The organism is Aliikangiella litoralis, from assembly GCF_052495765.1.
Map to the genome: position 1 here is coordinate 1,157,399 of NZ_CP199292.1, position 18,898 is coordinate 1,176,296.

Below are 18,898 nucleotides of genomic sequence, written 5' to 3' on the forward strand. Positions count from 1 at the left end.
ATCCAAATAGAATCGCCTTAACCGACAAAAAACTGAAAATAATAGAATTAATGGATATTGTATTTATAAGAGAACTTGAAGTGCGAACCGTGATCGGTGTGTTTGATTGGGAAAGAGAAATTAAACAAAAGCTGATTTTTAATATAGAGCTTGGAACCGATATTGCCAAAGCGGCAATGACTGACGAACTTGAGGATACCTTAGATTATAAAGCTATTTCTCATGCTGTATACGACATGGTGGAAAAAAGCCAATACCAACTAGTTGAAACTGTTGCAGAAAAAGTAGCAGAAATGATTTTGAAAGATTTTCCTGTAAAGTGGCTTTCTTTGACTTTAGACAAGCCTGGCGCCGTTAGTGTTGCTCAAAGTGTTGGGGTTAAAATAGAACGAGGACAACGAGATTGATCGTTTATTTGGGAATTGGTAGTAATATAGAGCCGCATATTAATGTGGCTCAGGCTAAAAAGCTTTTAAAAGATATTTATCAGCATGTTCGTTTTTCACGCACGTTTATTAGCCAGGCTGTAGGCTTTGATGGTGATGATTTTTTAAATTTGGTTGTAGAAATTGAAACCAATGAAACCCTGCCCGAATTAATTGATTCGTTAAAGCTATTAGAAGCTAAGCTTGGTCGAGTAAGAGGAGATAAAAAGTTTTCTTCGCGAAATATCGATATCGATATTCTACTTTATGGCACTCAGGTTTGTTGTGAACCTATTGTATTGCCTCGTGATGAAATTAGAGCTAATGCTTATGTTTTGTGGCCTTTGGCTGAACTTGCTCCTGACTTGGTAGAGCCTGGTGGTAATGTCACTTATGGAGAGCTTTGGCAACAGTTTGATAAAACGAGCCAGCAATTAAAACCGATATAGCCAGAGGTTAAATATAATCTCTCCGCCCGCCATCAACATTAATAATACTGCCTGTAGTGTAGTTTGCATCAAGCGCTAAATAGGTGATTGTTGCAGCAATATTTTCAGGTTTGCCTAATCGTTTTAATGACGTGTTATTAAGAATATCAACTTTTTGTTTTTCATTTGGTCCTGCTATTGATGTTGGAGAGGGTTGAAGCGATTTTGACAAAGCTTCTTTTTCTTCATTGAGTGAACCTTCGGAGTCTGGCCATAAGATGGCACCAGGGGAAACCCCATTGACTCTAATTTGTGGAGCAAAAATTTGTGCTAATTCTACTGTCATTGCCTTTAATGCTGATTTAGCCGCAACGTAAGCGGTATGATCTTTTAGACCTGTATCAGCATAGATATCAATTAAATTGGTAATTGAACCGTTTGTTTTTGTAAGATAAGGCGCTGCCAGTAAGCTCAGTTTTTTAGGAACAAAGTAATTAGTTAGCAAAAACTGCGATAGCTCTAATTCCGTTTCTTTTGTTTCAATGTTTTCTTCCGTATGATTTTTGAACAAAGGTGTTGGGTAAAATATTGAGGCATTGTTGATTAAGTGATCAAGTTGTCCAAAAGCGTTAAGAGTGGCATCTATTAGTTTAGTTAAAGCATCTGGCTGATTGAGATCGGATTGAATGAGCTGGCAAGCTCTAGGAGAAATACTTAATAGTTCTTGTTGTAATGATTTAGCGGCTTGAGTAGAGTGGTTATAGTGAAGCATAACATGACAGCCTCGCTGAACAAAAGCATGTGCCGTGGCGCGACCAAGACGTTTTGCTGAGCCAGTGATGAGAACTGTGGTTCGTTTCATGATGTAGTATTATCCTGATCTTGGGTCATGGTGAGTATTTGGTTAAAAAATTTAACTCGTTGAGTAACCATATAAGCAAGTTAAAAATAATACAGGGTTAGCTTACCTTAATGCAAAGTCAAAAAATAAGATTATCGTCTTCTGCTGCATCTATTCATGAGCAGTTAAAAGCAAAAATAATTAGATTGATTGAACAAAACTCAGGTGTCATTGCATTTTCTGAGTTTATGCAGATGGCGTTATATGAATCTGAATTAGGTTACTATCAAAATCAGCTTTGTAAATTTGGTCAACAAGGAGACTTTATTACTGCCCCTGAAATGGGGGATTTATTTGCCCGATGTATTGCCAACTCGATGGCTGACTGCCTTAATAATGAAGGCTTGAATAATGATATTTTTGAATTAGGTGCTGGTAGTGGGGCTTTAGCAGCAGGTTTGTTAAGCGAGCTAGAAATGATTAATGTTCTGCCAGATAAATATTACATTTTAGAATCTAGCGCAAGCCTGCAAAGTTTACAGCAACAAACTTTAGAGTCGAAAGTGCCTGAGTTAGCCGAAAGGGTGATTTGGCTTGATCGCTTACCTAACAATTTTCACGGTATTATTATTGCCAATGAAGTGGCTGATGCATTGCCTTGTGAGGTGATTCAAATGAACGGCGGCAAGTGGCAGTATTTAGGCGTTGCATATAATGGCGAACAGTTTATTTGGCAGCCGATAACTGAGGTGAAAAAATTAGATTTACCCAAGCCGCTATATCAAACAGAGTGTTACACGGATGGCTATACGACAGAGTTAAGGCCGTTGCTTACTGGATGGATCAATGGTTTAGCGAGTAGTCTAAATACTGGCTCAATTTTGTTGTTTGATTACGGATATCCACAGGCAGAGCTTTATCATCCTCAAAGAGTTGAAGGTAGTTTGCGGGCATTTTCTCGGCATCAGGCACACAGCCAGGTTTTGGAGTTGGTTGGTTTAGAAGATATTACTTCGCATGTTGATTTTACACAGGTGGCTATGAGTGGGGTTAGTGCTGGCCTGCAAGTTGATGGATTCACCACTCAAATGGGGTATTTGCTAGAAAATGGTATTCTCGAAATGAGTGGCTCTGCCTTAGAGCAAAACTTAGAAAAACATTACCTTTATAGTCAACAAGTGCAAAAGCTGACTTCTCCAGGACAAATGGGAGAAGTGGTTAAAGTCATTAAAATGAACAAAAATACAGCGGTTTCTCCAAAAGGATTTCATTTGCAAGATCATTTGTGTCGATTGTAAATAGACTTTTCTACTCACTCGATTACAATAGCCTGCTCAATTGAGCGGCATTTGACTTTTTAACCATGAATAAACTTTTGCTACAAGTGTTCTGTGGATTTGTATTGATTTTGGCAAGTCCTTGGGCGTTAGCTGCGGAGCAGTTAGCGTGGAAAACCTACCTTTTTGCCGTTATGGCTATAGCCTTGGTTTTTGCTTCATTTTTAAGCTTTCGAAATAAAAAAGCGGAAACTATGATGGCTAAATTATTACTCGCTGGTCTTTATTTTTGGGTATTTACATTTGCTCAATTGATAGTGTTGGCGTTTCTTTATTATATTAATAAATAACAGGAAAATGATTTAAGATGGATTGGTTGCAAGCAGTTTTATTAGCTATTTTACAAGGGCTTACCGAGTTTTTACCCATATCAAGCTCTGCTCATCTGATTTTACCTTCGCAGATCCTTTGTTGGGCCGAGCAAGGTTTGGCTTTTGATGTGGCGGTGCATGTAGGCTCTTTAATTGCGGTACTAATTTACTTTCGTAAAGAAGTTGTTGATATGGTTGTTGCTTGGTTTGCCTGGGTGTTTAAAGGGGAAAAATCGGCTGACGGTCGTTTAGCATGGGCTGTTATTTGGGGAACCATTCCTGTTGGTTTAGTGGGGATTGTTTTTAGCCATTTTAAAATTGTTGATAATTATCTCAGAACAACCGAAGTGATAGCCGCAACAACAATTATTTTTGCTTTGGTACTTTGGTGGGCTGACAATCAAGCAAAACAAGCCAGAGACGAGCATAGCTTAAAGGTTAAAGATATCCTGTTTATCGGCTGTGCGCAGGCGCTTGCCCTGATACCTGGTACTTCTCGTTCAGGCATTACAATGACAGCTGCTTTAATGATGGGGTTGACCAGAACCGCAGCTGCACGTTTTTCTTTTCTATTATCGATCCCTGCAATTATTCTGCCCGGAGGGCTTAAATCTTATGAGCTAGCATCGGGGGATACAGCTGTCGATTGGGGGCTTATTGCACTAGGTGCTGGTGTTTCGGCAATTGCGGCACTGACTTGTATACATTACTTCTTAATTTTATTAGATAAGATTGGTTTTAAGCCGTTTATTTACTATCGCTTATTGCTTGGGGTAGCGTTGATTGTAATGATATTGATGGGCTCTTCTTGTATTGAAGTTGGTATGAGTTGAAATTATTGACAGATTTAAATAAGACGGAAAGACTAACAAAAATGTGTAGGTAGGTTGATTATAGATATCAGCCTTGTTTAACTTTGAACTAGAGTAACTATTGTGTATTGTTGCTGATGTTATTTATAGTTATTGCTTAGGTATTTCGTCTTATAAAAAACTCATACTATCTAAAACTCAAGCGCAAAATATATTTTTCTCTATGATGTTTTTATTAGAAAATATATTGGTGAATATAATAATGAAGAAAAGTTTTTTTACTCATTATAAGTGGTTGCTTGGTATGCTTTGTCTTACTATAACATTGATGAGTTCTGCCAGTGATTACCCTTTAGTAACAATCACCAATACTCACTCAATTGCTATTGAATCAAGTATCAATCAACAAAAATACAACTTACATATCGCCCTTCCTAATCACTATGGTGAATCTGATAAAACATATCCTACGTTATACTTGCTGGATGCAAACAACGACTTTCCATTACTAGTGAGTATGGCAAGACGTTTATATAACGAAAATAATTTAGAGCCTATGATTATTGTGGGGCTGAGTTATCCAGAAAAGCCATGGTATTACCGAATAGCTGATTACACACCATCGGTAATGAAACGCAACGCTCATTCGGGAAAAGCAGATGCATTTATTGCAGCGATAGAAAAAGAAATCATTCCATTAATCGATAAAAATTATCAAACTAATGTTGCATCTCGCACTATTGCAGGACACTCTCTAGGCGGCTTGCTTTCGTCTTATTTGCTAATAAATAATTCGTCCCTGTTCCACCAATATATTATTTCAAGTCCTTCAATGTGGTGGGATAATTTTAAAGTGTTTTCGTTCGCTCAACAAAACTATATTAAAGAGACTAAAGTATTTATTTCTGTAGGTGCTCTTGAAGGAGAGCATATGAAGACTTCAGCTGACAAACTCGCCACTTTTATCACTAAAAAACAATTAAATACAAAACTTAAGAGGAGAATTATTGATAATCAAGATCATGGGAATGTAAAGTTTAGGGCTTATGCAGAAGCCTTGCAATGGTTGTTTGTCGCTAAAAAATAAATAAAATATTCTCGAATTTTGTCAAGGATGGTGATTTGTAAATAAATTAATTCTTATTCATCTAACTTTTTTAGTTCCTGTTCAATACTTGAATGTAAGTTTTTAATTTTCAGAAAAAACTGGATTGCCACTTCTTATAAATATTTTAAAGTCAATAAATAATAAAACATCAAATAAAAGTTGTACCAAAATGGTGTGTTTTAAATAGTGGTTGTCCAATTTTATTGTTTGTGTGTTTTTCAACGTATGGCTATGAGTTTTCAATAGTTTCAGCATACAGCTTAAGTTTGCAATTTTGACACTCTTTGGGGTTTATCCACCGATTAGTGTTCAATGTTAAGAATTTCACGAACCTATCCTTGCATCTTGGACACTTTAATCGGAAGTACCAGATAACGGATACTAGAAATGCTACAGGAATTAAATTTGCAATATAAATTATCGGATGCATAAAATCTATAAGCCATACAGAAAGCATCATGACAATTCCAACGATCGCAATTATATTAGGGAGCTTTTTCGCGCTCCGAATAATTTTCAATCCTGTTTCATAATCGATGGAATCGTTCATTGCCAGTCTTCTAGCAGATAATAGCTTATTACTTTCAGTAAATCACAATAATACAAAAAAACGATTTATTAGAAAAACGCTTTGTCAATTAAGTCAAAAGAATAAAAGTGACTGTCCACTATCATCTATCATCCTGTCCACTATCATTTTGATCTTTTAAGTAGATGTTGATAGGACGCTTCTAAAATCTAGCCCCGTTAAACCATATTTATTACAAGTATCCATAAGAAGCTTACCTTTAAACATAGCGCTTGTACTTTTGTAAGGTGTAATGAATATACGATTATCAGGAATTTTATTTTCATCAAACACCGCTGTTTTTATCGACCCCATTTCACCATTACTTCTAATTCGAAACTCACAATGCTTAAGATCAAGCGCATCATCAACAACATTTAAAACATTAAGCAAATAATACCTCTCATTATCACCTTTAACATTTATAGGCAAAAACTCTGCATCATTCTTAAACACAGATTCAAGTACAGTCTTTGCTTTTTCATTAAGTGCAATATTAACGCCCACACCAATAATCAGTATAAAATCATTTTTTGTAAACTCACCAGTCGAACGTTCACTCTTTAAGTTCCATTCCAATTCAAATGATTTCCAATCAATTTGCTTTTGTCCAACAGCAAAATCAGAAACATCATTACTTTCAATCTCATGGCCGAAAACTAATGATAAAGCTGTTTCCTTAGTGTCTGGTATTATTCTATGTATTGTCATTATTTAAATCTAACCTATATTATATTGGAAATACACCATTCGTTAAATCACTTGCTACCTCACCTAGTACATCAATAATATCTTGTTTTGTTGCATTAGGCACTGCACTTACCTCTTTGAGTAGATCTGTTAAATTCAGATAGTACTCATTGGTATGTATTTTCTTATGTGATGGTGCTTTAGGCATATTAGGGTGAGGTACAAATTTACTGCTCGACGGTAATCGAACACCATTGTCGGCACAATCAATAACCTCCTTAATCAATATCGAATATAAATTCTTGGATTCAAACGATAAACTAAATAGATTAATACTATGAAAACATTATCTTGATCATTATATAATAATAATAAACCAATACTGAACTAACTCTAACTATTTGAAACTGTTATGATAAATTAATATGTTGGGTTGTTTGTTTAATTGTATATTTCTATCCTAACCTCATCCTTACATATCGCTGACTTGCACCGTTTTTATATAGGTTTATAATTTTCAGAAATTTCTGAAAATTCAATAGGTAGGTGTGATGGAACTTCCTTCAGAGTTAGAAACCTTTGTTGTACATTTTGGCGAAATGGGCAGTCGCTGGGGATTTAATCGCACAGTCGGTCAAATGTTTGCTGTGATTGTTTTTAATGAAACTCCGCTCAATGCAGATCAGATTGCTCAAATGCTAAGTATTTCCAGAGGAAATGTCAGCATGGGAATTAAAGAGCTTCAATCGTGGCAACTGATTAGAGTGCATCATCAACCTGGAGATAGAAAAGACTATTTTAAGCCTGCGGGTACAATCTGGGAGCTGGCATTACAGGTGTTATCTGAAAGACGAAAACGCGAAGTTGAACCAACACTTTCTCTTTTGCGTGGCCAGCTTATGAATGAGCAGCAAACGGAACATCCTTTTGCCACGCAAAAAGTCAGAGAAATACATGACCTGCTAGAGCTGTTTAATACTTGGTTTGATGACATTCATAAAATGAATTCTGATAGCTTAAAAACTTTATTAAAGTTGGGGGCTGGGGTCGGTAAGGTGCTGGAGCTAAAAGATAAAATTAGTTTTAAAAATTAACTCACTGAACTGTTTGCACAGTTTATTACAAGAGCTTTCATTCAGTAACTTTATACTGGAGTAGTCAAATGCTAGAAACACTTCTTTTATCACGAATACAATTCGCTCTAAATATCAGTTTTCATATTTTGTTTCCAACCATAACTATCGCGTTAGCTTGGTTTTTATTTTACTTTAAAGTGAGGCACGATATTTCTGGTCACCCAGTATGGATGAGAAATTATCGCTTTTGGGTCAAAATTTTTGCACTTACGTTTGCTATAGGTGTGGTTAGCGGCATAACTATGTCATTTCAGTTTGGCACTAACTGGCCAGGGTTTATGGAGAAAGCCGGTAACATTGCAGGTCCATTATTAGGTTATGAAGTGTTGACTGCTTTTTTTATGGAGGCAACTTTTTTAGGGGCGATGTTATTTGGCATGAAACGTTTACCTAATTGGGTGCATACCTTATCGACTTTGCTTGTCGCTGTTGGTACTTCTATGTCGGCGTTTTGGATATTAGCGCTTAACTCATGGATGCAAACACCGCAAGGTCATATTATCATTGATGGCGTTGCACACCCTGATGATTGGTTTGCTATTATTTTTAACCCCTCGTTTCCTTATCGTTTAATGCATACGCTATTGGCTTCTGGCTTAACGGCTTCTTTTTTAGTCGCTGGAATATCGGCCTATCGAATGTTAAGAAATGATAATAAAGCTGCGCCGCAAGTGGCTCTAAAAAGTGCTATTTATACCGCAGCTATTTTAATTCCATTACAAATTTTTATTGGTGATTTACATGGGCTTAATACATTTAAACACCAACCACAAAAAGTTGCTGCAATGGAAGGTATATGGGAAACCAAAAAAGGTGCTCCTTTATTATTATTTGCTATTCCCGATGAGGAGCAACGTACTAATCTCTTTGAAGTGGCATTGCCTAATATAGCTAGTTTGATATTAACACACGAGTGGGAAGGTGAAGTGAAAGGGCTGAATGAATTTCGTGGAGAGCACCCACCAGTGAAACCGGTATTTTATGGATTTAGAATAATGATTGGCATTGGCTTGCTTATGTTTCTGATCAGTTGGTTGGTTAGTTTTAAATTATTTAGAGGTAAACGGCTTTCTCAATATTTACTTAAAACACTAGTAATCATGACCTTTTCAGGTTGGGTGGCAACATTAGCTGGCTGGTATGTTACTGAAATAGGCCGTCAGCCTTATTTGGTTTCTGGATTTTTACCTGTCGCTGATGCCGTGACTGATCTGCCGCCTGAAAATATCGTTTTATCATTAACTTTATATACGCTGCTTTATGTCGGTTTATTAATTGCTTATTTACATACTATTTTTTATATGGCGCGTCAGTCTGTTGCAGTTGAGGAATATGAAGTTTTAGATAGAACGGTAAATAAAGTAGTGAACAATGTCGCTTAAAAAAACAACCTTAGCGATAGATAACTAATTTTCAGGAGTTGTGAATATGAGTTTCGAACAATTATTACCTTATTTATTTTTAATGCTAATGGCAGTTTCTGTTTTTATCTATGCGACATTAGATGGTTTTGATTTGGGGGTGGGAGTGCTTCTTCCTCAAGATAACCTTGCTTATCGTAATCAAATGATTGCATCAATTGGGCCTTTTTGGGATGCGAATGAAACTTGGTTAGTCTTAGCTGTTGGTATTTTACTGATTGCTTTTCCTAAAGCGCATAACATTGTTCTAAGAGAGCTTTATATACCGACTTTATTTTTACTTATTGGGCTCATTTTGCGTGGAGTAGCGTTTGATTTTAGGGCTAAAGCAATTACTGAATATCAAACAGTCTGGGATCACTTGTTTAAAGCTGGTTCGATTATGGCTTCGGCATCACAAGGTTTTATGTTAGGTATGTATGTTATGGGCTTTGAATATGATTGGGCCACACTGTCGTTTGCTTGTTTGAGCGCTGTCTGTGTTACCTTTGCTTATGCGTATATTGGTGGTGCATGGTTAGTTTTAAAAACTGAAGGAGAGCTGCAACGCTATGCAGCCAAGAAAACTCGCCAAGCAGGTTGGGTGACAGCCATTGGAATTTTTGCCATTTGTATCACTAACCCACTGATAAATCCTGAAGTGGCTGTTCGTTGGTTTAGTATGCCTGAAGCGATATTATTAATGACAATCCCGCTTGCTAGTTTAGCCTTAATGTTTATAACTGATTATTACCTCAAGCAGGTTCCTTTAAATGATGATAAGGCTTGTTGGCTTCCTTTTGCATCAGTTGCTTGTTTATTTTTACTTTGTTTAATTGGTTTAGCTTATAGTTTTTATCCTTATATAATTCCATATAAGTTGTTAGCGGTAGAGGCTGCTAGTTCTCCTAAGTCTCTCGCGTTTATCTTTTATGGGGTAGTAATTGTATTGCCGATAATTTTAGCTTATACCTTATTTTCTTATCGTGTTTTTAAAGGTAAAACCACAGAATTAAAATATTATTAGCTGCTAGTTTATCTTGTTTTAAATATTGAACTATTAAAGAGAGTTAATCTATTTGATGTAATATTTTGTTGGTCATTTAAAAGCCACATTTGTATTGATTTTTGTCGCTTTTCTATCCGTTTATTCCATAATTATCCGTTTTAATTTAAAGACTAGTCAATATTGGATTAATCATAGTGAAAATAAAAAAACTAAGCGTTGTATTTTTAATACCCGTATTAATATTATTAACGGCTACTGGTTTGGGGGCGTCACAATATGAGGAAGATGATTTAACTCAAGGTATTTTAAATTTAAAAAGTCAAAGTGGAGTAGAGAACCAAGCGCTTGCGTTAGAAACAAAAGTCACAATGAATATTGCGGGGCTCACAGCGCGAGTGGAGCTAACTCAGGTATTTGTGAATAATTCTAATGATTGGGTTGAGGGGATGTACTTATTCCCATTACCAGAAAATTCTGCTGTTGATCATTTAAAAGTTAAAGTTGGTCAGCGTACTATCATTGGAGAAATTAAAGAAAAACAAGAAGCAAAAAAAATTTATCAGCAAGCAAAAATATCAGGTAAAAAAGCTTCTTTGGTTGAGCAGTTCCGTCCTAATGTGTTTTCTAATTCAGTTGCCAATATTGCACCAGGAGAAGTGGTTGAGGTTACTATTGAATATCAGCAAGACTTAATTTATCAAAAAGAGGCTGGTTTAAGCATCCGTTTTCCAATGACTATGACTCAGCGATACTCTCCTAGTAGTGTATTAGTTGAAAACTATTATGACTTTGAGCATGGAATACAGACCGCACCTACTTTAAAAACATTGATTGATTTGCCTCAGGAGGAACAGAACCAGTCGAAAAATGCTGTTTCAATCCATATTAATTTACATAGTGGGGTACCTGTTGAGTCAATAACAAGTCCCAGTCATGATATTGATTATTCTCAGGTTTCAGAGTCGATGTATCAGATTGATTTGAGAAATAATAAGTATAAAGCGGATAGGGATTTTATTTTGAGTTGGAAACCACTGCAAGGGCAAGAGCCAAGAGCGGCCTTATTTAGTGAAAAAATAGGTCATGAAAGTTTTATTAGTTTGATGGTTATGCCTCCAAGCTCAGCGGTTACGAATATTAATTTACAACGTGAGTTAATCTTTGTTTTGGATACGTCAGGATCTATGTCTGGAGAGTCAATTCAACAGGCTAAAGAGGCGCTGATTTTTGGCCTAAGCACATTAACTGTTGGCGATAAATTTAATATCATTGAATTTAATAGTGTTACTTCCCAACTCTATCAGCAAGCTCAACCTTTTGATAAGAACTCTCATCAAGAAGCCATTGATTTTGTAAAGCAGTTAAGTGCCAATGGGGGGACTGAAATGTTAGCCGCTTTAAAGGCATCTCTTAATGGTGAACATGATAAAAATCGGGTTCGGCAGGTAATATTCTTAACTGATGGTGCAATCAATAATGAAGCTGAACTGTTTAATGAAATAGAAAAAAGCTTAGGTGATTCTCGTTTATTTACTGTTGGAATTGGTTCTGCTCCGAATGAATTTTTCATGAAGCGTGCGGCTTTATTTGGACGAGGTACCTTTACTTTTATCGCTAATATTAGTCAGTCAAAAAGAAAAATGAAAAAATTATTTAACCAAATTAGTCGTCCTGTATTATCGCATATTAATATTACATGGCCTAAAAATATTGACATAGAAATGTATCCACAAAAAATCCCTGATCTGCTTGCTGATGAACCATTATGGATAAAATCAAAAGTTAGTGAGCTTTATGGCGATATTGAAATTGTTGGTCGGTTGTCAAATAGTGAATGGCGTACTCGAATACCGCTCAGTATGGCAAAGGATATTGATCGCAATCAAGCTCGTATCAGTCGGTTATGGGCGAGAGAGAAAGTGACATCAATTATGAATAAAAATCGCCATAGAAAACTTAATGCTAAAGATAAGGCTGATGTCATTGAAGTGGCTTTAAAACATCATTTGATAACTCAATTTACTAGCTTGGTTGCGACTGAAAAAAAGTCATCCAGAAATCATGAAACGTTTAAAACACACAAAGTCAGACAAGTTAAACCTAAAGGTAATCGTGTTCTACATTACCCAAAAACAGCATTAAATTTATGGTTTAACCCGGCATTATCATTTTTTATTTTGCTAATAGGCTTGTTTTATTTATTTTCTTCAAAAAGATTAATAGAAAAATAATATGCAAAAAACATTCAAAGTGACAGCGTTTATATTAATTTTTACTGGCTTGTTGGGGGTTGCTGAAAAAGGATATTATCAAGTCAAAGCAGAAGTTGCACAAACGCTGTTAGAAAAGGCTTGGCAAAATTCAAAAAGAGAAACCTCTCAAAACTTTAAGCCTTGGCCTTGGGCTGATGTTTGGCCGATTTTAAAGCTTTCATTGTTAAAAAGTACTCAACAAAAAAGTAACAATGTGTCTGCATCATTTATTGTGCTATCAGACACTAGCGGAGAGAGTTTAGCTTTTGGACCCGGCTTATTAACGGCAAATATATTACCTGGAGATTTTGGTAATAGTTTGATTGCTGCACATAGAGATACTCATTTTTCTCATCTAGCAGATGTTAATATTAATGATTTGATTAAGATTGAGCTGAAAGACGGAAGTCTATTGTACTTTAAGGTTGATGAACTACTCATTGTTGATAGCAATGTGACAAAACCAATAGTTGATTTAGATGAAAAACGCATAACGCTTGTGACTTGTTATCCATTTGATGTAAACGTAACAAATACACCACTTAGGTTATTGGTATCAGGGATAAAAATAACTTTAAATGATTAAGTTTGATAAAAACTGTTATGTATCAAAAAAGAAAATAAAGTATGATTTAATCTCTAACTTAATTGGGATGCGCTAAATCAAAAAAGGAGATCTTAATGTATGAAATTTTAGAGAAAATAGTTTCTGTTAATGATTTTATGAGATTAAGAGAGGCAACAGGTTTAACACCGAGAAGTAGAGCTGGGGCTGAAGTTGGTTTACCTAATAGTTTGTATGGTGTTCATATTAAAATCGATTCGCAAACCATCGCGATGGGAAGAGTGGTTGGTGATGGTGGTTTGAACTTTGAAATCGTTGATGTTGCGGTGGAACCCAAATATCAAGGGCAAGGTATTGGCCGTATTGTTATGGAACATATCATGGCTTATTTGGAACAAACAGCTCCAAAAGATTCTTATATTACTTTAATGGCAGATGTTCCAGAGCTTTATCAAAAATTTGGTTTTAAATACACAAGTCCTGAATGTGAAGGAATGTATATCAATCGCTAATTTTTAGCGTTTTATACTGTTTAAGCAATGTTTTTTTAGTTTTGTATCTATTTATATAGATTTATATCGTTTTTATTATGAGACGGTGAGTCGTTTTTTTGTTCTAGTTGATTAATAAGGGTAGCTTTCAGCTACCCTTATTATATTATTACTGTTCACCAGAACTTAAATTTTCAACCGATGGTTCCTCCACTTTTTTTTCTGCTTCTGCTGTTGCTTCGTCTTTTAATATTAAGCTGTTGTAATTAACATCAGAAAATTTATTGTAAATGTTTGAGTTAATACTAAATAGTGCTTCTATATCACTTCGTTTTACATAATAGTTATCTTCATCTTTGAAAAAGTGATAACGCCATTGATTACTGGTATCAGATATATCAAGTGTGACACTTGGAGTGTCTAGCTGTTTATCAACTTTTTTTAATATGTTCAATTGACTAATCGCTTGTGCTAGTTGTTTCGCTTTTTCTGGATCGGGTTTATTTTCATTATTCTGACTCTCTGTGGTTTTAATGAGAGACCAATTATCAGCATTTTGCGATAGTTCAAAATCAGAACCTTTTATTTTTATTGGTTTGCTTTGAAGTAGTGTTTTATCTAACCAGTCGTCTGACGCTAAAGGAATATCAAAGCTGTTAAGTTTTATACTATAGACTTCGTCTTTACCTGGAACTCTGGCGTGAACTTTTCTAAAGCCGGGAGATGTACCTATATATAGCTCTGAAACTAACTGGTCATTTTTATATAATGCCAAATGACGTTGAAATTTATCTTCAGCTACTTCAAACCTTTCATGACTTGTATTAGTTGTGGCAATTGGCCAGTTAGTTTTAAGCGTGGCAAGTTTTTCTATTAGCTCTTTGACTTTTACTTCATTGGCTGGTAGCTGATTATATTCAGGTAATTGCCAACGTTCATTCTCTGAATGAATAGCCACTAATTTGTTTTCTCCCTTTATTACTACTTTATTAATATCTGATTGTGTTATTTTTAACAAGGGCTCTTGTGGATATTGTTGGGTATTTTGTTGGTTTATAAAGAATAAACCAACAATTAATATTAATTGCACCGCCAAGAGAATACTTAACTTTGATTTTAGTTTGTTCACCTTTAGTACCTCCTTTAGTTTGATAATAATTGGCTATAAGTTAACTGACGCGATTTTTTGCGTTGCTTTTGAATCAATGCAATAAGTGCCAAGGCAAGCAAAGCTAAGAAATAGTTGAAATATTCCCAAAATATTTGTTCGTCTTTTTCCATTGGTGGCAGTGTACGGTTAAAGTGTCCACGGGAACGAATGCTTAATAGTCCTGAATCTTCAAGAGACCAATCAATGCTATTGGCGATGAGTTGTAATGTGGATAGGTATTCATTACCTGCCGCAGAACTTGTCATTTGAATAACTTGATCTCTTAAAAAATCATTGGAACTAAATAGAATAATTCGAGCAGACTCAGCTGAACGCTCAATAACACTAGAAATAACCGGAGTGTTTTCTGTTTTTGCATTGGCTGTTTTATCTGGTGTTGCTTCTTCTGCTTTTTCTATTGTTTCACTTTTCTGTAATAATGGAGAATCTTTACCAGCAAAATAAGAGTCGAAGCGACCTTGGCTTATGACTCCTAATAGGTGAGGCTTTGTTTCACCTTGAGGTGGGAAACCACTAATACCATTGTCATTCATGCGGGGCATAATGTCGGTTGATTTTGATAGCCACGAACCTTGCGAACTTTTTAGTAATTCGGTTAGTTTTCTATTTTTATTTTTCTCTTGATTAATTTTTATTGGAGATGCCCAAGAAACCGTTGCTTGAGGAATGTCGGATGTAATTGGGTTATCTTTATTGAGAGCTTCGCCTCTTACATCAATAAAATAAGGGTAGTCTAACATACGCATTTCTTGGAGTTGAAAGCCGCCAACGTTTCTTGTTACAGGAACAGGAAATGCAGCGTTTTGACTGTCCATGACTAATTGTTTGTCAATCTCAATACCATGATGAGTAAGCCACTCATTCAGTCCACTCTCATGGGGCATCATATTTAATCGGCCTCCGGTAAAGCTCGCACTAAATGGTGAAGTGGCTGCTAAAACGGTACCTCCCTGCATGAGAAACTGATCAATGGCAAAAAGTTGCTTTTGATTAATGGCTTTGGGTGACATTAGAACAAGAAAATCAACATCTCCTGATACCTGGCCATCACTTAAATCTTCTCGTTTTATATTCAGATCGCTGCCAATGAATTTCTCTAACATGTTAAATTGTGGTCCTTGTAATCCATATCTTGCCATTTGTGGATCTTGAACAGGAACAACGAGACCTACGGTTTTTGTAAAGCCGCTAGCAAAACGTTTGATTCCTGACTCGATATTTCTTTGAAAACTGTTTTTAGTTATATCATCAAGTGGGATTTGAACAACTTGTTCTCCTTGTGCTAGTGTCAGGTAAAAGTAAAAATGGTCGTTACTTAATAAACTTGTTGGCATAGGACGAAAGCCATAGTCTTGTGCAATTTGTTGACCCACTTTTCCACCATTAGAGTCAGGATCAATAATATTAACATTTAATCGACCATTGGCTTTATTTTTTAGTTCAGTGGTCACTGAAGTGACCACCTTTTTGAATTCTACTAACTGTTCGGGCAGCATTGATTCTGCTGAAACATAAGCATTAAAAACTAATTCTCCTTGAACGGTATCAAATAAATTACCACCTGATTGGTAGCTATTAAGAACTTTTTTAATTGAACGAGTTAAATCATGCTCGGGATTGCGAAGTTTAACATCTAAGTTATTGGTATTTCCTGATTTTACTTCAATCAGATCTCTAAAACCTAACACTTGGTGTTCGTCGCCATATTGAATGAGCACATTAAAGTAAGAACTCACAATTGCGGATTGATATCGATCGGCCACTTGGAAAGGCATTGGCTTTATTGCATATTTTTGATTCGCTTCTTCTTCAAGTTCGGGATTGGTGACAGGATCAATAATTTCTACTTTGACTTTACCTCTACCTGCGACTTCATACTCTTCGATTAAGTCTTGAAGCTGTGGAACTAATGGCGCGAGAAGCGGGTGGGTTTTGCTACTAAAATAACCTCGAATTAACAGAGGTTCTTGTAATTGATTTAGGTAGTTGGTTGTTGCATCTGAAATAGAATATTGATTTCCTTCTGTGGCATCGACTCTGAGTGTATTGATTTGTCCTAGCCACAAATTAGCACCAAATGCATTCAGCAATAACAATAATGTGACAAAACGCCAAGAGTTATGGTGTTGAGTTGTATTTTGAGTTGCCCATCTTTCTTTTTCTAATACAAATGCATTGAGTGATAAAAATACAATAATTATGCTGAGATAGTAGTAGAGATCGCGCAAATCAATAACGCCGCGAGTGATAGACTCAAATCGAGCTCCAGTACCTAAAAGCCTTAGCCATTCTCCCGCCAGGTTACCAAAAAATCCGGTAATAGTCGCAGTGCCAATTAAATAAAACACGCCCGATAATGCAACCGCACTAATTAAACTGACTATCTGATTATCACTACGAGCAGATACGTACAAACCTATACTCAAATAAGCCGCACCTAGTAAAAATGTCGCTAAATAACCGGCTAACACTGGCCCCCAATCTAACTCACCAATAAGAGAAACGGTTATGGGCAGTGGTAAGGTAATGATTAAAGCGATAGCTAATAGTATTAAACAACCAACAAATTTGCCGACAACAAAATACCACAAAGGAACTGGTTGAGTCAGTACATGTTCTAAGGTTCCGGTTCTTCTTTCCTCACTCCACAAGCGCATGGTTAGTGTACTGGCAAGAAAAATGAGTAAAACAGGCATCCACTCAAATAGTGGGCGTACATCAGCAATATTGCGAGCAAAAAATGCTTCACCCCAGAAGAAGGTAAACAAGGTGACTGCCGCAAAAGTAGCTAAAAATAAATAAGCAATGGGTGAGGCAAAAAATAATGAAACTTCTTTGCTCGATATACGACGAATCATTGCTAATGGTTGGTTATTAGGCTGCATTTTTTACCTCCTTCGTATTGATTGGGTTTTGGTTAACTTGTCGAAATAATGTTTCTAAATCAATTTGCTCTTGATGAATAGAATAAAGCTCGGCATTACTTTGAATGACCTGTTTGACAATTGTACTACTCAGTATTAATGCATTGCTTGTTTGGGTAAGTTGAATTCGATAATTGAAAACATGATTAAGATCAGTTGGTAGCTCTTCTATACTTTCAATACCTGAAATGCTGAGTAAAAGTTTTTTCATTTCTGGTAGGGCTAATGAGGTTGATGATATCAGGCTATTCGTTTGTCGTAGTTCGTCTAGCTTTGCATCTTTGGCTATTTGTCCATTGCGGATAATAATCGCTCTGTCACATATTGCATCGACTTCTTGCATGATATGAGTTGAAAGAATGACTGTGGCATCTTTGGCTATTTCTTTTATGAGCTGTCGCATGTGTTCTGTTTGAGTCGGATCAAGTCCATTAGTTGGCTCATCTAAAATTAATAACTTAGGTTGACCTAAAATTGCTTGAGCAACTCCTACTCGCTGTTTATAGCCTCTTGACAGTGTGGCAATGGGGGCAAGTAATTTAATTTCTAATTCTGTTGCTTTAATCGCACGTTTTAATTCGCTGGTTTTTGCTGTGCCACTAAGTCCTTTAAGGTCCGCTGCATAATCAAGGTAATCTGCGACCGTCATTTCAGGATAAACAGGTAAGTTTTCTGGTAAATAACCAAGTTGTTGTTGAATTTTTTTTGGGGCGTCAGCAATATCTATATTGTTAATTTTAATGTTGCCATTACTGGGTTCTAAGTAACCACTGAGCATTTTCATAATAGTTGTCTTACCAGCACCATTATGGCCTAACAAACCAACAATTTCCCCTTTACCAATATTAAAACTAACACCATCAACTGCTTTAAATTCACCATACAGCCGTGTTAATTGATTGACTTCAAGCATCGATATCCTCCTCTTACCATTTATCTATTTTCTAAATATTTATTTTGCCGAGTTGATTAATTGTTTAGATTACAGTGAAAAGAGGGAAAAGTTGCTACTGAATTAGTTATGCTTATGTTGCTTTTCAACTAATTCCTCAATAATCAGTTGTAATCGAAGGGTAAATCTTTGGGGCGTATATATAAAATTTCAAGGTGTTATTTGTAAAGTGAAAAATGCAAATTAGTTGATGTATTTCAAGTTTTTGCTAGCAAAGGCTAAAATTAATACTACTTATAAAAATAGTTGTTTGCATGGTGTTTTTGATGTGAGGTAAGGTTAATTATCTGAATACGTTTTATGAATATTGCTGAATATAGCAGATTTTTTATCGCTATAATTTATAGTTAATATCAATTTGTCGATGAATATAGCTAAATCACTATCAATTGTCACAATAAAAGCCGTTATTTTTGCCGCTCTTTTCGTTGTCTGACTTGTCCATAGAGCGGGCTATGCACTGCGCTAGACGCCTTAA

General features: G+C 35.9%; 18 protein-coding genes. 12 read left to right on the forward strand and 6 right to left on the reverse strand.

Annotated elements, in window-relative coordinates; genetic code table 11:
* Nucleotides 1-80: 80 nt before the first annotated feature.
* Nucleotides 81-407 carry a dihydroneopterin aldolase gene (folB, locus tag ACT5E3_RS05050; RefSeq protein WP_444997218.1) on the forward strand — a complete coding sequence of 109 codons (327 nt, stop codon included), beginning with the start codon at nucleotides 81-83 and terminating at the stop codon, nucleotides 405-407.
* Entirely contained in the window at nucleotides 404-874 is a 471-nt protein-coding gene (gene folK / locus ACT5E3_RS05055) for a 2-amino-4-hydroxy-6-hydroxymethyldihydropteridine diphosphokinase (RefSeq protein WP_444997219.1), read from the forward strand. Before folB ends, folK begins: the two co-directional genes overlap by 4 nt.
* 7 nt (nucleotides 875-881) lie before the next feature.
* On the opposite strand, the gene ACT5E3_RS05060 is transcribed toward folK, so the two are convergent.
* On the reverse strand, nucleotides 882-1,715 hold the full coding sequence (locus tag ACT5E3_RS05060; protein WP_444997220.1) for an SDR family oxidoreductase: 834 nt from the start codon (nucleotides 1,713-1,715) through the stop codon (nucleotides 882-884).
* A gap of 110 nt (nucleotides 1,716-1,825) precedes the next feature.
* Between ACT5E3_RS05060 and ACT5E3_RS05065 the strand changes: the two genes are divergently transcribed.
* The 4 genes from ACT5E3_RS05065 to ACT5E3_RS05080 all read left to right on the forward strand — a co-directional run bounded on the left by ACT5E3_RS05065 (nucleotide 1,826) and on the right by ACT5E3_RS05080 (nucleotide 5,241).
* Nucleotides 1,826-2,992: a class I SAM-dependent methyltransferase gene (locus tag ACT5E3_RS05065; RefSeq protein ID WP_444997221.1), complete on the forward strand. Its 1,167-nt coding sequence runs from the start codon at nucleotides 1,826-1,828 to the stop codon at nucleotides 2,990-2,992.
* Between the two features lie 65 nt (nucleotides 2,993-3,057).
* A complete protein-coding gene (locus tag ACT5E3_RS05070) occupies nucleotides 3,058-3,321 on the forward strand; it encodes a hypothetical protein (protein ID WP_444997222.1) in 264 nt (87 codons plus the stop codon).
* A 17-nt stretch (nucleotides 3,322-3,338) separates the two neighbouring features.
* Entirely contained in the window at nucleotides 3,339-4,175 is an 837-nt protein-coding gene (locus tag ACT5E3_RS05075) for an undecaprenyl-diphosphate phosphatase (RefSeq protein WP_444997223.1), read from the forward strand.
* 241 nt (nucleotides 4,176-4,416) lie between these two features.
* Nucleotides 4,417-5,241, forward strand: a complete 825-nt coding sequence (locus ACT5E3_RS05080; protein ID WP_444997224.1) for an alpha/beta hydrolase — start codon at nucleotides 4,417-4,419, stop codon at nucleotides 5,239-5,241.
* A gap of 727 nt (nucleotides 5,242-5,968) precedes the next feature.
* Here the strand turns inward: ACT5E3_RS05080 and ACT5E3_RS05085 are convergent.
* Both ACT5E3_RS05085 and ACT5E3_RS05090 read right to left on the reverse strand, forming a co-directional pair.
* Entirely contained in the window at nucleotides 5,969-6,541 is a 573-nt protein-coding gene (locus ACT5E3_RS05085) for an imm11 family protein (RefSeq protein ID WP_444997225.1), read from the reverse strand.
* A 19-nt stretch (nucleotides 6,542-6,560) separates the two neighbouring features.
* Nucleotides 6,561-6,806 carry a hypothetical protein gene (locus ACT5E3_RS05090; protein WP_444997226.1) on the reverse strand — a complete coding sequence of 82 codons (246 nt, stop codon included), beginning with the start codon at nucleotides 6,804-6,806 and terminating at the stop codon, nucleotides 6,561-6,563.
* A gap of 265 nt (nucleotides 6,807-7,071) precedes the next feature.
* Here ACT5E3_RS05090 and ACT5E3_RS05095 point away from each other — a divergent pair, with 265 nt between their 5' ends.
* The 6 genes from ACT5E3_RS05095 (at nucleotide 7,072) to ACT5E3_RS05120 (ending at nucleotide 13,394) form a co-directional block, all read left to right on the forward strand.
* The gene (locus tag ACT5E3_RS05095) at nucleotides 7,072-7,614 is read left to right on the forward strand and encodes a GbsR/MarR family transcriptional regulator (protein ID WP_444997227.1); all 543 of its coding nucleotides are present in this window, start codon (nucleotides 7,072-7,074) and stop codon (nucleotides 7,612-7,614) included.
* A 68-nt stretch (nucleotides 7,615-7,682) separates the two neighbouring features.
* Complete coding sequence (locus tag ACT5E3_RS05100) at nucleotides 7,683-9,038, forward strand: cytochrome ubiquinol oxidase subunit I (protein ID WP_444997228.1); 1,356 nt, start codon at nucleotides 7,683-7,685, stop codon at nucleotides 9,036-9,038.
* A 46-nt stretch (nucleotides 9,039-9,084) separates the two neighbouring features.
* Nucleotides 9,085-10,083: a cytochrome d ubiquinol oxidase subunit II gene (locus ACT5E3_RS05105; protein WP_444997229.1), complete on the forward strand. Its 999-nt coding sequence runs from the start codon at nucleotides 9,085-9,087 to the stop codon at nucleotides 10,081-10,083.
* Nucleotides 10,084-10,259: 176 nt separating this feature from the next.
* Entirely contained in the window at nucleotides 10,260-12,296 is a 2,037-nt protein-coding gene (locus tag ACT5E3_RS05110) for a marine proteobacterial sortase target protein (RefSeq protein WP_444997230.1), read from the forward strand.
* Between the two features lies 1 nt (nucleotide 12,297).
* Nucleotides 12,298-12,903 carry a class GN sortase gene (locus ACT5E3_RS05115; RefSeq protein ID WP_444997231.1) on the forward strand — a complete coding sequence of 202 codons (606 nt, stop codon included), beginning with the start codon at nucleotides 12,298-12,300 and terminating at the stop codon, nucleotides 12,901-12,903.
* A 95-nt stretch (nucleotides 12,904-12,998) separates the two neighbouring features.
* On the forward strand, nucleotides 12,999-13,394 hold the full coding sequence (locus tag ACT5E3_RS05120) for a GNAT family N-acetyltransferase (protein WP_444997232.1): 396 nt from the start codon (nucleotides 12,999-13,001) through the stop codon (nucleotides 13,392-13,394).
* Nucleotides 13,395-13,542: 148 nt separating this feature from the next.
* Here ACT5E3_RS05120 and ACT5E3_RS05125 read toward each other — a convergent pair whose 3' ends face one another.
* The 3 genes from ACT5E3_RS05125 to ACT5E3_RS05135 are packed head-to-tail and all read right to left on the reverse strand — an operon-like array spanning nucleotide 13,543 to nucleotide 18,381.
* Nucleotides 13,543-14,502 (reverse strand): DUF4340 domain-containing protein, encoded by a 960-nt coding sequence (locus ACT5E3_RS05125; protein ID WP_444997233.1) that lies wholly within the window; start codon nucleotides 14,500-14,502, stop codon nucleotides 13,543-13,545.
* A 14-nt stretch (nucleotides 14,503-14,516) separates the two neighbouring features.
* Entirely contained in the window at nucleotides 14,517-17,429 is a 2,913-nt protein-coding gene (locus ACT5E3_RS05130) for a Gldg family protein (protein ID WP_444997234.1), read from the reverse strand.
* Entirely contained in the window at nucleotides 17,419-18,381 is a 963-nt protein-coding gene (locus ACT5E3_RS05135) for an ABC transporter ATP-binding protein (protein WP_444997235.1), read from the reverse strand. Before ACT5E3_RS05135 ends, ACT5E3_RS05130 begins: the two co-directional genes overlap by 11 nt.
* Nucleotides 18,382-18,898 lie beyond the last annotated feature (517 nt).

Coding starts and splice junctions, on each gene's coding strand:
- ACT5E3_RS05085 (WP_444997225.1), bottom strand. CDS start 6,541: ATGACAATACATAGAATAATACCAGACACTAAGGAAACAGCTTTATCA.
- ACT5E3_RS05105 (WP_444997229.1), top strand. CDS start 9,085: ATGAGTTTCGAACAATTATTACCTTATTTATTTTTAATGCTAATGGCA.
- ACT5E3_RS05070 (WP_444997222.1), top strand. CDS start 3,058: ATGAATAAACTTTTGCTACAAGTGTTCTGTGGATTTGTATTGATTTTG.
- ACT5E3_RS05065 (WP_444997221.1), top strand. CDS start 1,826: ATGCAAAGTCAAAAAATAAGATTATCGTCTTCTGCTGCATCTATTCAT.
- ACT5E3_RS05130 (WP_444997234.1), bottom strand. CDS start 17,429: ATGCAGCCTAATAACCAACCATTAGCAATGATTCGTCGTATATCGAGC.
- ACT5E3_RS05095 (WP_444997227.1), top strand. CDS start 7,072: ATGGAACTTCCTTCAGAGTTAGAAACCTTTGTTGTACATTTTGGCGAA.
- ACT5E3_RS05075 (WP_444997223.1), top strand. CDS start 3,339: ATGGATTGGTTGCAAGCAGTTTTATTAGCTATTTTACAAGGGCTTACC.
- ACT5E3_RS05120 (WP_444997232.1), top strand. CDS start 12,999: ATGTATGAAATTTTAGAGAAAATAGTTTCTGTTAATGATTTTATGAGA.
- ACT5E3_RS05060 (WP_444997220.1), bottom strand. CDS start 1,715: ATGAAACGAACCACAGTTCTCATCACTGGCTCAGCAAAACGTCTTGGT.
- ACT5E3_RS05135 (WP_444997235.1), bottom strand. CDS start 18,381: ATGCTTGAAGTCAATCAATTAACACGGCTGTATGGTGAATTTAAAGCA.
- ACT5E3_RS05115 (WP_444997231.1), top strand. CDS start 12,298: ATGCAAAAAACATTCAAAGTGACAGCGTTTATATTAATTTTTACTGGC.
- ACT5E3_RS05100 (WP_444997228.1), top strand. CDS start 7,683: ATGCTAGAAACACTTCTTTTATCACGAATACAATTCGCTCTAAATATC.
- ACT5E3_RS05080 (WP_444997224.1), top strand. CDS start 4,417: ATGAAGAAAAGTTTTTTTACTCATTATAAGTGGTTGCTTGGTATGCTT.